The organism is Loktanella sp. D2R18, assembly GCF_003318235.1.
Classification (GTDB): Bacteria; Pseudomonadota; Alphaproteobacteria; order Rhodobacterales; family Rhodobacteraceae; genus Yoonia.
On sequence record NZ_QOCG01000030.1, the window covers coordinates 313,792 to 327,350 of the forward strand.

The following is a 13,559-nucleotide window of genomic DNA, read 5'->3' on the forward strand; positions in this document are numbered from 1 at the left end:
ATGACAGATACAACATTCACGCCCCGCGTTTTTTCTGGAATCAAACCCTCTGGCGGGCTGACGCTTGGCAACTATTTGGGTGCGATCAAACGGTTTGTGGGCATGCAGGGCCAGATGGAAACCATCTATTGCGTGGTCGATATGCATGCGATCACCGTCTGGCAGGATCCCAAGGAACTGGCCCATATGACCCGCGAGGTCGCCGCAGGCTATCTAGCTGCCGGGCTTGATCCGTCACAGTCTATCTTGTTCAACCAAAGCCAAGTCGCCGCCCACGCGGAACTGGGCTGGATTTTCAACTGTGTGGCGCGTGTCGGCTGGATGAACCGCATGACCCAGTTCAAAGATAAGGCAGGCAGCAATGCTGAAAAAGTGTCGCTGGGGCTCTATGCCTATCCGTCATTGATGGCCGCAGATATCTTGCTGTACCACGCGACACATGTGCCCGTTGGCGAAGACCAAAAGCAGCACGTTGAACTGACCCGCGATATCGCGGCCAAGTTTAATCACGACTATAAGGTCGATTTCTTCCCAACGACGGAACCGGTCATCGAAGGCCCTGCCATGCGGATCATGAACCTGCGTGATGGTACCAAGAAGATGTCGAAATCCGGCGAAAGCGATATGGAACGCATCAACATGACGGATGATGCCGATAAGATTGCTAAAAAATTCAAGAAGGCAAAAACTGATCCCGAACCGCTGCCCGAAACTGTTGAAGGTCTGGCCAGCCGTCCCGAGGCGCGCAATCTGGTCGAAATCTACGCGGCACTGGACGACACAACGCCCGAGGCCGTCATCGCGCAATATCCCGGCGCAGGTTGGGGCACATTCAAACCCGCGCTCGCCGATCTGGCGGTCGCGAAACTGGCGCCCATTTCCGAAGAAATGGCGCGGTTGATGGATGACCCTGCTGAAATCGATCGCACCTTGGCCGCAGGTGCCGAAAAAGCACGGGCCATCGCTGAACCGATTCTCAAACAAACCTATGATATTGTTGGGCTACTACGCGGGTAATCTCTGTCACAAAATTGAATCGCGGCACGGCGACCATGATGGCGCGCAGCAACGATTCGCCATGCGCCCCCGGCCCCGCGCGTCACGTCCCGCCCCTTGTTGGACGCCTTGGTCAAAGCGGCGTTCGGTGTCCCCCCGGCATCGAACGCCAATTCTGGCGGCCGGTTCAAAACCGTTGCCACTGTGCGCACAATGCGCCAATATCCCGGCAACGGGAGAATACTGAACATGCGTAAGTTCTTGGTTGTACTTGATGATAGTCGCGAATGCCTGAATGCGATGCGTTTTGCTGCGATGCGTGCCTCGTCGACGGGCGGCGGCGTTGCGATCCTGTCGGTCATTCCGCCGGATGAGTTCAACCACTGGATTGGCGTCGCAGAAATCATGCGCGCCGAGACCCGCGAACGTATCGAAGTGCACTACGAAGTCTTTGCCAAATGGATGCGTGATCGCCAAAATGTGCACCCAGAGCTGATCATCCGCGAAGGCGAACCGATCGTCGAAATCATTAACCAAGTCACTGAAGACCCTGAGATCGGTGTTTTGGTCTTGGGCGCCGGCACCGATAATAAAGGCCCCGGTCCACTGGTCACGCAGCTCACCCGTCAATCCGGCAGCCTGCCGATCCCGATCACCATTGTGCCCGGCGATCTTTCCAAAGAGCGGCTTGAGGCCATTACCTAGTTTAGAACTATTCCAAACCTTGACACGGGCGGGGCCAAGGCGCATATCGTAACCCTGACAAAAAAGGTTTGCCCGATGTTCATTCAGACAGAATCTACGCCCAACCCCGCAACACTGAAATTCTTGCCCGGCCAGAACGTGCTGGACGCAGGCACCGCAGATTTTCCAAGCGTCGAAGCCGCCGAAAACTCTCCGCTTGCGAAGCGCATCTTTGCGGCAGGGCAAGTAACTGGCGTTTTCTTTGGCAATGATTTTGTGACGGTGACCAAAGCCGATAGCGTCGAATGGGACCATATCAAACCCGGTATTCTTGGTGCGATCATGGAACACTACCAATCAGGTCAGCCTGTCATGGCCGACGACCACGCCCCTGCCAGCGGTCACGCGGAACATGCAGGCGAAGATGGCGAAATCGTCGATCAAATCAAAGAACTGCTGGATACCCGCGTGCGCCCGGCAGTGGCCCAAGATGGCGGCGACATCACGTTCCACGGCTTTGACCGCGGCATTGTTTATCTGCATATGCAGGGCGCCTGCGCAGGTTGCCCATCGTCCACATTGACGTTGAAAATGGGTATTGAAAACCTGCTACGTCACTACATCCCAGAGGTGGTCGAGGTGCGCCCTGTTGCAACCTAGGCCAACAATCATTGCCTTTGATACATCGGCGGCGCATTGCGCCGCCGCTTTGCTATTGGGCGACCGGGTTGTGACCCGCATTGATGAGATGGCCAAAGGCCAAGCTGAACATTTGATGCCGATGGTGAACGAAGTTTTGGCCGTCGAAGGGCTCGCATGGGCAGATATCGATGCCATCGGTGTTGGCATCGGCCCGGGCAATTTCACAGGCATTCGGATTAGCGTGGCCGCCGCGCGTGGGCTGTCGCTTGGCCTTGGAAAGCCTGCGATTGGCGTTTCAACGCTTGAGGCCCAGGTTTACGGCCTTTCTGGGGTTGTCGCGTCGTGCCAACACGCGCCGCGTGGACGGGTCTATATGCAAGGTTTTTGCGACGGGCCAACAACAAAACCCGCGCTGTGCGATATGCGCGCTGATGACATGCCACCTCTGCCCGCAAGGGCAGAGCCGCAGGTCTGTGGCGATGCCGCAAGCGAAGTTGGCGCATTGATGGGATGGCAACCCGTTACCGCACAAGCGCCCTTTATCGTTGGGATCGCAAAATTAGCCAGCGCGCGCATGCATTCCGCCACCACACGCCCCGCACCACTTTATCTGCGTCCCGCAGATGCCGCGCCTCCGCGTGACCCCGCACCAAAAATTTTATCATGACACCACAAGAGCTTGCCCTGCTTCATGCCGCAGCGTTTACCCAAACACGCGCGTGGTCCGAGGCCGAGTTCACAACCCTGCTACAGCAACCCGGCGCGATTCTTTCAGCGCAGGAATTCTGCTTTGCCCTGCTGCGCGTGACATTGGACGAGGCCGAAGTGCTGACCATTGCAACGGCCCCGGATCAGCGGCGCCAAGGGTATGCAGCGCAGATCCTTTCGCAGGCCGAAGCATCTGCCCAAAAATCAGGCGCAACCACCGTATTTCTCGAAGTGGCCGAGGACAACCACGCGGCAAAATCCCTCTATACAAAGGCTGGTTATGCCCAAATGGGGCGACGCCCAAATTATTATACGCCCAAAGATGGGGCAGCCATTGCGGCGCTCGTGCTACAAAAACAACTCTAGCACGACTAACCCAGCGTAACCCTCTGATTTCACCGCCCTTGCAGCGGCAATGATCGTTCAATCAATGAAAAACCTGTTGATCTTCCGTCTTAGTCAGGGCCTTATCGGTTGATGGACCGACGCTAAGATCGGCTCGACATATTCATAGAGGCGGCGCATCGCGCCCAAAATGCCTCACATAACGACTTGGGAGACCATAAATGACTCTTACACAAAAACTTTTTGGTGCTGCAGCGACCGTCGCATTGACAGCTGGAACGGCCACCGCTGACCCTGCGATCTTGTTTGACCTTGGCGGCAAGTTCGACAAATCATTCAACGAAAGCGCATACAACGGTGCGCAGCGTTGGGCTGACGAAACCGGCGGTTCATACGCCGAAGTTGAAATCCAATCTGACGCGCAGCGCGAACAAGCGATCCGCCGCTTTGCCGAATCTGGCGCGAACCCGATTGTTATGGCTGGTTTCTCATGGGCGACACCATTGGGCGAAGTTGCCGCAGACTACCCTGACACCAAATTCACCATCATCGATATGGTCGTTGACGCGCCAAACGTGCGTTCGGTAGTCTTTAACGAACACGAAGGATCGTACCTTGTTGGTATGATGGCTGCGATGGCGTCTGAAACGGACACCGTCTCATTCGTGGGAGGCATGGATATTCCACTGATCCGCAACTTTGCATGTGGCTACGCCCAAGGCGCGCTGGCAGCAAACCCGGATGTGACGGTTATTGCGAACATGACAGGCACAACACCGGCAGCTTGGAATGACCCGGTAAAAGGCTCTGAGCTGACATTGGCACAAATCAGCCAAGGTTCTGACGTTGTTTATGCCGCTGCGGGTGGCACAGGTGTTGGCGTTCTGCAAACGGCAGCCGACAGCGACATCTATTCAATCGGTGTCGACAGCAACCAAAACTACCTGCACCCAGGATCGGTTTTGACATCTATGCTGAAGCGCGTTGATAACGCTGTTTATGAAAGCTTCACCGCTGGTGACGCTGTTGAAACTGGCTTTAACGTCATGGGCCTGAACAACGGCGGCGTTGGCTATGCAGTTGATGAAAACAACGAAGCGCTGATCACTGCTGACATGCAGACAGCCTTGGACGATGCAGAAGCCAAAATCATTTCTGGCGAAATCGCTGTGCATAACTACAATTCTGACGAAACCTGCCCAGCTTACGACTTCTAAGTTCGCTGAACAGGCCAGTTACATAGGGCCGCGCTGTGATATGCGCGGCCCTAACCATTTCTAGACAGGTATCCCATGACCGACATTGCCCCAGCGATTGAACTCAAAGGCATTTCCAAGGCCTTTGGCCCCGTGCAAGCCAACAAAGACATCTCTATCCGGGTGATGCCGGGGACGATCCACGGGATCATTGGGGAAAATGGCGCGGGCAAATCGACACTCATGTCGATCCTCTATGGGTTCTACAAAGCCGACGCTGGTGAAGTCTTCATCGCGGGCGACAAGAAAAATATTACCGATAGTCAGGCGGCGATTGCTGCGGGCATCGGGATGGTGTTCCAGCACTTTAAACTGGTTGAAAATTTCACGGTGCTTGAAAACATCGTTCTCGGCGCCGAAGATTCAGGGTTGCTGAAGCCGTCCTTGGCGCGCGCACGCCGCGAGTTGAAAAGCCTTGCGGACGAATATGAACTCAACGTCGACCCTGACGCCGTGATCCAAGACGTGGGCGTCGGCACGCAGCAACGTGTTGAAATCCTTAAGGCGCTGTACCGCAAGGCCGATATCCTGATTTTGGACGAACCGACCGGCGTGTTGACCCCAGCCGAGGCCGACCACCTGTTCCGAATCCTCGAAAACCTGCGCCGCGAAGGTAAAACCATCATTCTGATCACGCATAAACTGCGCGAAATCATGGACATCACCGATACAGTCAGCGTGATGCGCCGCGGCGAAATGACTGCCACCGTCAAAACATCGGAAACCAACCCCCCGCATTTGGCGGAACTGATGGTCGGACGTAAGGTTTTGCTACGCGTGGACAAAGCTCCGGCGCAAATCGGGCGCAAAATTCTTGAGGTCAAAGACCTGAACGTGACCGACGACAAGGGTGTGCACCGCCTGAAAGGTGTTAGTTTTGATGTACATGCTGGCGAAATCCTAGGGGTCGCGGGCGTTGCGGGCAATGGGCAATCTGAATTGCTGGAAGTACTTGGCGGTTATGAAAACGCCACTGGCAGCATCATGATGAACGGCGAGACAATTGACCTGACAGGCGCAAAATCCGACGGCCAAAGCCGCCGCGCACGCGGCATCGCCCATGTGCCCGAAGATCGGCAACGTGAAGGGCTGATCATGGATTTTCACGCCTGGGAAAACACCGGGTTTGGCTACCACCACGACGCCGCCTATCAAAAGAACGCGCTGTTCATGGATAATGCAGCGCTTAAGCGCGACACCGAAGAAAAAATGGCGCGTTTTGACGTGCGCCCGCCTGACCCAACCCTAGCCGCCAAAAGCTTTTCGGGCGGGAACCAGCAGAAAATCGTGCTTGCCCGTGAGATTGAGCGCAACCCAGACTTGCTGCTGATTGGCCAACCCACACGCGGTGTCGACATCGGCGCGATTGAGTTCATTCACCAACAAATTGTTGCACTTCGGGATCAGGGTAAGGCAATTTTGCTTGTTTCTGTCGAGTTAGAAGAGATTTTGTCGCTCTCTGACCGGATCGCTGTTATGTTTGACGGAAAAATAATGGGCGAGCGGATGCCTCAAAATACAGACGAAAAAGAACTCGGCCTTCTGATGGCCGGGATGACAGGGAGCGATTCCTAATGGACGCGATGCCAAAATGGGCGGACGTGATCCTGATTCCTGTGATCTCGATCCTGCTTGCCGCCATTCTGTCTGCACTGGTTATTCTTGCGATCGGTGAAAACCCTTGGGCTGCGCTGAAACTGATGGTGGACGGCGCACTTGGATCAACCTACGGCTGGGGCTACACGATTTACTACGCCACAAACTTTATCTTTACCGGGCTGGCAGTCGCACTAGCTTCGCAGGCCAAACTGTTCAACATCGGTGGTGAAGGTCAGGCGCTTTTGGGTGGTCTGGGCGTTGCGATCGTCTGTCTTTACGTCCCGTGGCCCCATTGGACGTTAGCCCTTCTTGGGGCTGCGGCAGCGGCAGCGCTATTTGGTGCGGCATGGGCCGCAATCCCTGCGTTCTTGCAGGCCAAGCGTGGCAGCCACATCGTGATTACGACAATCATGTTCAATTTCATCGCGGCGGCGCTGCTGAACTACTTCCTGATCGGCGCGTTGAAGGCACCGGGCATGGAACCTGCCACTGCGAAGTTTCCAGAACCGACGCATTTGCCTTCGTTCCAAGACATGTTTAACTTTGGCGACACCACATTTTTTCGTGGCGCACCTGCAAATGTGACATTCTTTGTGGCCATCGCAGCATGTGTGTTTGTATGGGCTTTGGTCTGGCGCACGCGCTTGGGTTACGAAATTCGGTCATTTGGGGAATCTGAATCTGCCGCGAAATACGCAGGCATTAACCCCACAAAAATTATTATGGTCACCATGTTAATCTCTGGCGCGCTTGCCGGGATGATGGCCATCAACAACGTACAGGGCGAGGCCGAACGGCTGGTCCTGAACGCAGCAGAGGGCGCTGGCTTTATTGGCATCGCCGTCGCGCTCATGGGTCGCAACCATCCTTTCGGGGTATTGTTGGCGGCCCTTCTTTTCGGCTTTCTATATCAAGGCGGCGCAGAACTCGCCCTATGGACGTCGATCCCCCGTGAGTTGATCATTGTAATACAGGCATTGGTGATCCTCTTTACGGGTGCACTAGATAATATGGTGCGCATGCCGCTCGCGCGGTTATTTCTATCATTGAGGAGAGCATAAAATGATGGCAGGACCCTTTAAAATAGGTGTCGATGACGATACCGGCGCTGATCTGGGCTTTGTGCTCAGTTGTTTGGCGTTAGGTATGATCACGATGGAGGAGCTGCACATGTGGATCCATCACGTGATTGCACAAACACCCGGTGGCGACGTGCCACCACATTTGGTGGCACTGCTTGCGCTACAAAAACCCGCAAGCGTCTTCCGCCCGAACGAGGCTGTGATGCGCCGCATCCCGCATGACCCGTTCATCAACGACGACCGCTTTGACGCGATGCTGGGGCTGCAATTCTTTTTGCGCCGCGACAAAACCCAAGCCGTCGATATTTCGCAGGCAGAGGCCGAAGACGCTCTTCGCCGGAACCCAGAAGTCGCGGATCGCTTCTTTTCGCTCTTCCCCTTCTTGATGGAGAAAGTTGCCTAAATGGACTTTGCGACCCTTTTGCAGATGCTAGACGCAACCCTGCGTCTAGCGACCCCGCTTTTACTGGCTTGTTTAGCCGGTCTATATTCCGAGCGGGCCGGAATTTTTGATATCGGGCTAGAGGGTAAGATGCTCGCCGCCGCGTTCATGTCGGCGGCAGTTGCATATGTCACGGGTAACGTTTGGCTGGGGCTTTTGGCGGGTATTGGTGCATCGATGGTGCTGTCACTTATCCACGGGCTGGCCTCGATCACGTTCCGGGGCAACCAATTGATTTCTGGGGTTGCGATCAACTTTTTGGCGGCTGGCCTTTCTGTCGTGGTCGCGCAAAGCTGGTTTCGCCAAGGCGGACGCACGCCCCAACTATCGGGTGACGCACGGTTTGAACCGATTACGCTACCCTTTGCTGAGCAACTGCAAGACGTGCAAGTTCTTGGTGCAATCTATTATGAATTAATTTCGGGTCATACGATCCTTGTTTATGTCGCGCTATTGTTGGTCCCGATTACGTGGTGGGTTTTGTACCGCACGCGCTTTGGCTTGCGTTTGCGCGCAGTTGGCGAAAACCCTGCCGCGGTTGATACCGCTGGTGTATCTGTGGTTGGCCTACGGTTCGCGGCGGTTGCGATTTGCGGTGTACTGTGCGGGATTGCCGGTGCTTATCTGGCCACCGCCCTACAGGCCGGCTTCACCAAAGACATGAGCGCGGGACGCGGATATATCGCCCTTGCTGCGTTGATTTTCGCCAAATGGCGTCCATGGTATGCGCTTTATTCCTGCCTGCTGTTTGGCTTCTTGCAAGCAATGGCCCTACGGTCCGACGTTGTCGAAGGCGTGATCGGCTTCGCACTGAATGCGCAACTGTTGGATGTGTTGCCATTCATCCTCGTCGTTGTGCTGACAGGTTTCGTTGGCAAGGCCACAGGCCCAAAAGCAGGGGGGCAAGCCTATGTCAAAGAACGCTAAGGCACTTGCCGCCCAAATCAAGACGATTGCAGGCGATGCGCCTGTGCAAATCGGGATGATACTCGGCTCTGGCCTTGGTCATATTGCCGATGCGGTTGATGGCGTGGCAATCCCCTATGGCGATCTGCCGGGGTTTCCGCATGCGGGCGTATCTGGGCACAACCCTAACCTTGTGATCGGTGATTTTGAAGGCGTGCGCGTGGCGGTGTTTGGCGGGCGCGCGCATTACTATGAAAACGGCACGGCAGATGCGATGCGACTGCCGCTTGAGGTGCTGCGCGAACTGGGGGCGGACCGGATGATCGCAACCAATGCGGCGGGATCTATGCTACCCGATATGCCGACCGGATCAATCATGTGCCTGTCTGACCATATCAATTTTTCAGGACTGAACCCGCTGATCGGCGAACCGACAGACGCACGGTTTGTGCCAATGAATGACGCCTATGACCCTGCCATTCGTGCAGCGCTGCGTGCGGCCGCCGACGACGCCGATGTAGCCATGGCTGACGGCGTTTATGCATGGTATTCGGGCCCGTCGTTTGAAACGCCTGCCGAAATCCGCGCGATCAAACTTCTGGGCGCTGATGCCGTTGGCATGTCAACAGTGCCCGAAGTGATCCTCGCTCGGTTCTTGGGGCTGAAAGCCGCCGCGATTTCCACCATCACCAATATGGCCGCAGGCATGAGCGACGAATCCATCAGCCACGAACACACCAAGGCAATGGCGCCGATCGGTGCCGCCAAACTTGAAAAGGTGTTGCGCGGCTACTTGCGGGGATTGGCGTGAGTCCAGATCCGCATAGGCGGTATCGCCAACGCGGCAATTCCGCACCGCAATCTCAGTATCTGCCCGCGACCGTTTGACAGCCGCGCGTGAAACCGTTTGTGTAGAGCCACAAACGCCCGGATCCGCTCATGCAAGTTTATCTTCCCATCGCCGAAATTTCGGTGAATGCCTTCCTCCTTTTGGGAATTGGCGGGATTGTTGGCATTTTGTCCGGCATGTTTGGTGTCGGCGGTGGTTTCTTGATTACGCCGCTGTTGTTTTTTATCGGCATCCCCCCGGCGGTTGCGGTTGCGACGAGCACGAACCAAGTTGTCGCCTCGTCGTTTTCTGCGCTTCTTGCGCATCTTAAGCGCAAAACCGTTGATATGAAGATGGGGACGGTGCTGCTTGTTGGTGGGCTTGCTGGCTCCGCACTTGGGGTCCTCCTATTTAATTTTTTGCGGTCACTTGGCCAAGTCGATCTGCTTGTGCAGCTTTGTTACGTGCTGTTTTTGGGTGTCATCGGCGCGCTGATGTTTGTGGAAAGCCTGAACGCTATCCGCCGCGCCAACCGCCCCGGTGCCCGTGTCGTGCGGCGCAAGCACAACTGGGTCCACAACCTGCCGTTCAAGATGAAATTTCGGGTTTCGGGTCTCTATATTTCAGTTGTCCCGCCCTTGCTGGTAGGTGTCTTGGTCGGCGTCCTCGCCGCGATTATGGGCGTCGGCGGCGGGTTCATCATGGTGCCCGCGATGATCTATTTGCTCGGTATGCCGACCAAGGTTGTGATTGGGACATCGCTGTTCCAAATCATCTTTGTCGCCGGGTTTACCACCGTGCTGCACGCCACAACCAACCATACGGTTGATGTGGTCTTGGCGCTATTGCTGCTAATTGGCGGCGTGGTTGGTGCGCAATTTGGCACCCGTTGGGGTGTGCGGATGAAGGCGGAACAATTGCGCATTCTGTTGGCCACACTCGTCTTGGGCGTTTGTATCAAGCTGGCCATTGATTTGCTTATTCAGCCAACTGAATTGTATTCGCTAACAGCGGGGGCACTATGATCCGGTTGGTCATGTTTATGATTTTTCTGGCCCTTCCCGCATCAGCGGAAGAAGAAATCGTGCTTGGCCTGTCACACGATCAGGTCGCGATTACAGCCACCTTTGAAGGGTCCAATATCCTTGTGTTCGGTGCGGTTAGGCGTGAAACGCCGATCCCCGACAAAAGCGAGTTGGGCGTCATCGTCACCATCGCAGGCCCCGACATGCCTGTTGATATTTGGCGCAAAGACCGACGGGCCGGTATTTGGATCAACACCGATGAAGTTGAAGTCGACGCTGCCCCGTCATTTTATGCCGTCGCCACATCGGCGCCGATGCGCGATGTGCTGCACCATGTCGAAGACCTACAATACCGTATCACCGCACCCCGTAAAATTCGGGCCATCGGTGGGCAGGTCAGTGATAGCGTCGCCTTCATGAATGCGCTGATCCGCATTCGTACCGATGAAGGGCTCTACCAGCGGCTTGAGGGGGCAGTCGATCTTGAGCAAGATACGTTGTTTCGCACCGCGATTACCCTGCCCGCGAACCTGACCGAAGGCATCTATGAGGCGCGGATATTCTTGACCCGCAATGGGCGGGTTATCGATGAATATATCACCGAAATTCCGGTTCAAAAAGTAGGGCTGGAACGTTGGCTCTATAACCTCGCGCACAATCAATCGCTGATCTACGCATTGATGTCGCTTGCGATTGCGGTTGGGGCAGGATGGGGCGCATCAGCCGTCTTTGGGATGATCCGGCGCTAGGCGCGCTTAAACTTCTTCGCTTACCAACGTGAAGGGCGCGTCAGGTACCGTCAAATCATCGACACGTAGCGTGCCTTCGGGGCGGGCCAAGCGGTTGCGCACGACCCAGCGCAATTGGTTTTCTGCGCGGGTGATCGCAACATATGCAAGCCGTTTCCACAGGGGCTGCCCCGCCTCGACCCGGCCCATGCGGCTGGCAATTTCGATGTCGGGCGCAAAGACCTGCACCGTATCCCATTGCGACCCTTGCGCCTTATGGATCGTTACCGCGGCACCATGTAAGAACGTCGCCCCCATCCGCGCGGCAAAGGGGATGAACGGTTCCTCGTCACCCTCTTGTTCAATCTTCACGATGCTGGCCGCACTGACTTGCGGGTCTTCGGCACCCATCACATGCAGGCGAGAAAATCCGGGTTTCCGGCCTGGCCCTAGGTAGATGACTTGCGCGCCCTTGATCAGCCCGCGCGCCTCTAGATCAAGGCGCTTTTTGCGGTGCTTGAGCGGCAGTTCAATCCCGTCACAAATCAACGGCTCACCCGCGAGCAATTCATCACCCGGCGCACCAAAGGCCGCGCGAAAGGCGTGGATCAACCGGATACGCGTCGCGTTGCGCCAAACCAAACAGGGCGAACGGGCCATCAGATCCGCTTCGACGCGTTGGGCCATTACTACCCGTTCATCAGTCTTTGCGGCCTCTGCAACCATCCGCTCGAACGCATAAAAATCCACCATCGGATCGGCCAGCGCATGGGCCAAATCAAGGATCGGGTTACCTGCATCTTGGCGGTGAATACGGTTCAAGACCTGTACCCGTTTGGCCGGCAGGGTTTCAAACACCATCCCGCCAGACGATTTCACCGGGGGGAGCTGCGCTGGATCACCAAACAGAATGAGCGTCGGAAAAATTTCTTGCAGGTCTTCGAACTGTTTCTCATCCAACATAGAGCTTTCATCGACGAATCCTATGTCCAACGGGTCTTCGCGGCGCTTCCATCCGGTGATAAAATCACTGCCACGCAATCCCGCAGCCGCCAGTGCTGCCGGGACAGAGCTATTGACCTGATAGGACGCATAGGCGCGGTCCAGCGCAACATCTGTCAGCCCTTCAATCTCGGGGCGGTCCCCCTGCCCGGCTAGCCATTCGGCGATTTTTTCGTATTCCGGGTCGTACATTGGCGTATAAAGAATGCGGTGAATTGTGGTCGCCGGAACGCCCCGGTTGCGCAACACGCTGGCGGCTTTGTTTGTCGGGGCCAAGATCGCCAAGGTGCGCCTATCTTTGCGCTTGCGACCTTCCCAATCACCCGACACCACATCAACGCCGGCCTCTTCAAGCGCCTTGTATAGCCGGGCCAATAACATGGTTTTGCCAGACCCAGCCTTACCGATAACCGCCATGACAGACGATTTTTCTGATCCGGGCGGCGTCAGCAGACTGTCGTCCAAATCCACACCCGATTGGCGTAGCGCGGCCGCGACGTTATCCCATGCCTCGGCCTGATCGTCAGAGAATGTAATGGCAGGTGCGTTCATGCCGCGACACTACCTGCGCTATCGCGGGCGTGCCAGCGGATTACGCCACCTTTTGCATCGCCTGAATAGATTGACCAAACGATAGATCAAACCAGGCTTCGGATTGGTCCGACGTGACCTGCGCACGGCGCAAAACGCGCGCACGATCTTCGGGGCGGAACGGCCAAAGACCAACACTGATCTTATCGCGGCCTGTTCCAGCGCTGCCCAATACCTCTGGCGAGGCGCCAATCATGCTGTAAATGCGTACCATACGCGGATCGAAGACACCGAGAAGATGTGTTAACGAAAACGCGCGCATCAATTCGCCGCCCGCAAGCATCATTGCCGCTGCAACACGGGGGGTGGCCTGTTGACCAAGAACAAAGCGCGTGCACTCCCAGATATAGGGGCTTTCGATCCGTTCACCGTTCAATAGATTCGAAAAATGATCATTGACCATCGTGCGTTCGCTTGTCGGCAAGAACCGCATCGAACCGCCATGGGTGCCATCCGCGTTTTCCCAGATGACATAGAGCGGGTTCATCGCATCATATTCGTCGTGTTCTTCGCCGTTTTCATCGACGGTCACCGCCCAGTGTAGACGCTCCGCAAATTGTACGGCCCGATCACGGTACATTGTGTGCTTTAAAACTGGTCGGCGGGCCAAGTCATTCCCGTAGATATAGCGCAACATAGAAAATTCCCCTTCAGCATGATTGGATAGCTCAAGGGTAAGGGCGCGTGCGCGGGCACTTCGTTAACCGCGCGTACAAGGCATTAA

General features: G+C 55.9%; 15 protein-coding genes. 13 read left to right on the forward strand and 2 right to left on the reverse strand.

Annotation, left to right across the window (positions count from 1 at the left end):
* The 13 genes from trpS (at nt 1) to DS901_RS15105 (ending at nt 11,263) form a co-directional block, all read left to right on the forward strand.
* Nucleotides 1-1,017 (forward strand): tryptophan--tRNA ligase, encoded by a 1,017-nt coding sequence (gene trpS / locus DS901_RS15045; protein ID WP_113777733.1) that lies wholly within the window; start codon nt 1-3, stop codon nt 1,015-1,017.
* Nucleotides 1,018-1,245: 228 nt separating this feature from the next.
* Complete coding sequence (locus DS901_RS15050) at nt 1,246-1,701, forward strand: universal stress protein (protein WP_113778056.1); 456 nt, start codon at nt 1,246-1,248, stop codon at nt 1,699-1,701.
* A gap of 75 nt (nt 1,702-1,776) precedes the next feature.
* Entirely contained in the window at nt 1,777-2,340 is a 564-nt protein-coding gene (locus tag DS901_RS15055; RefSeq protein WP_113777734.1) for a NifU family protein, read from the forward strand.
* Nucleotides 2,330-2,989 carry a tRNA (adenosine(37)-N6)-threonylcarbamoyltransferase complex dimerization subunit type 1 TsaB gene (gene tsaB, locus DS901_RS15060; RefSeq protein ID WP_113777735.1) on the forward strand — a complete coding sequence of 220 codons (660 nt, stop codon included), beginning with the start codon at nt 2,330-2,332 and terminating at the stop codon, nt 2,987-2,989. Before DS901_RS15055 ends, tsaB begins: the two co-directional genes overlap by 11 nt.
* Nucleotides 2,986-3,396, forward strand: coding sequence for a GNAT family N-acetyltransferase (locus DS901_RS15065; RefSeq protein ID WP_113777736.1), 411 nt, complete (start codon nt 2,986-2,988; stop codon nt 3,394-3,396). Before tsaB ends, DS901_RS15065 begins: the two co-directional genes overlap by 4 nt.
* A 200-nt stretch (nt 3,397-3,596) precedes the next feature.
* Nucleotides 3,597-4,592 (forward strand): BMP family lipoprotein, encoded by a 996-nt coding sequence (locus DS901_RS15070; protein WP_113777737.1) that lies wholly within the window; start codon nt 3,597-3,599, stop codon nt 4,590-4,592.
* Between the two features lie 75 nt (nt 4,593-4,667).
* Entirely contained in the window at nt 4,668-6,206 is a 1,539-nt protein-coding gene (locus DS901_RS15075; RefSeq protein ID WP_113777738.1) for an ABC transporter ATP-binding protein, read from the forward strand.
* Nucleotides 6,206-7,291, forward strand: a complete 1,086-nt coding sequence (locus DS901_RS15080) for an ABC transporter permease (RefSeq protein WP_113777739.1) — start codon at nt 6,206-6,208, stop codon at nt 7,289-7,291. Before DS901_RS15075 ends, DS901_RS15080 begins: the two co-directional genes overlap by 1 nt.
* A gap of 1 nt (nt 7,292) precedes the next feature.
* On the forward strand, nt 7,293-7,715 hold the full coding sequence (locus DS901_RS15085) for a hypothetical protein (RefSeq protein ID WP_113777740.1): 423 nt from the start codon (nt 7,293-7,295) through the stop codon (nt 7,713-7,715).
* A complete protein-coding gene (locus tag DS901_RS15090) occupies nt 7,716-8,681 on the forward strand; it encodes an ABC transporter permease (protein WP_113777741.1) in 966 nt (321 codons plus the stop codon). It begins immediately after the preceding gene.
* Nucleotides 8,665-9,471, forward strand: coding sequence for a purine-nucleoside phosphorylase (locus tag DS901_RS15095; protein ID WP_113777742.1), 807 nt, complete (start codon nt 8,665-8,667; stop codon nt 9,469-9,471). The genes DS901_RS15090 and DS901_RS15095 overlap by 17 nt, the downstream gene beginning before the upstream one ends.
* Before the next feature lie 128 nt (nt 9,472-9,599).
* A complete protein-coding gene (locus DS901_RS15100; protein ID WP_113777743.1) occupies nt 9,600-10,514 on the forward strand; it encodes a sulfite exporter TauE/SafE family protein in 915 nt (304 codons plus the stop codon).
* Entirely contained in the window at nt 10,511-11,263 is a 753-nt protein-coding gene (locus tag DS901_RS15105; protein ID WP_113777744.1) for a TIGR02186 family protein, read from the forward strand. The genes DS901_RS15100 and DS901_RS15105 overlap by 4 nt, the downstream gene beginning before the upstream one ends.
* 6 nt (nt 11,264-11,269) lie before the next feature.
* Here DS901_RS15105 and DS901_RS15110 read toward each other — a convergent pair whose 3' ends face one another.
* Complete coding sequence (locus DS901_RS15110) at nt 11,270-12,796, reverse strand: ATP-dependent DNA helicase (RefSeq protein ID WP_113777745.1); 1,527 nt, start codon at nt 12,794-12,796, stop codon at nt 11,270-11,272.
* A gap of 40 nt (nt 12,797-12,836) precedes the next feature.
* Entirely contained in the window at nt 12,837-13,472 is a 636-nt protein-coding gene (locus DS901_RS15115) for an acyl-homoserine-lactone synthase (RefSeq protein ID WP_113777746.1), read from the reverse strand.
* Nucleotides 13,473-13,559 lie beyond the last annotated feature (87 nt).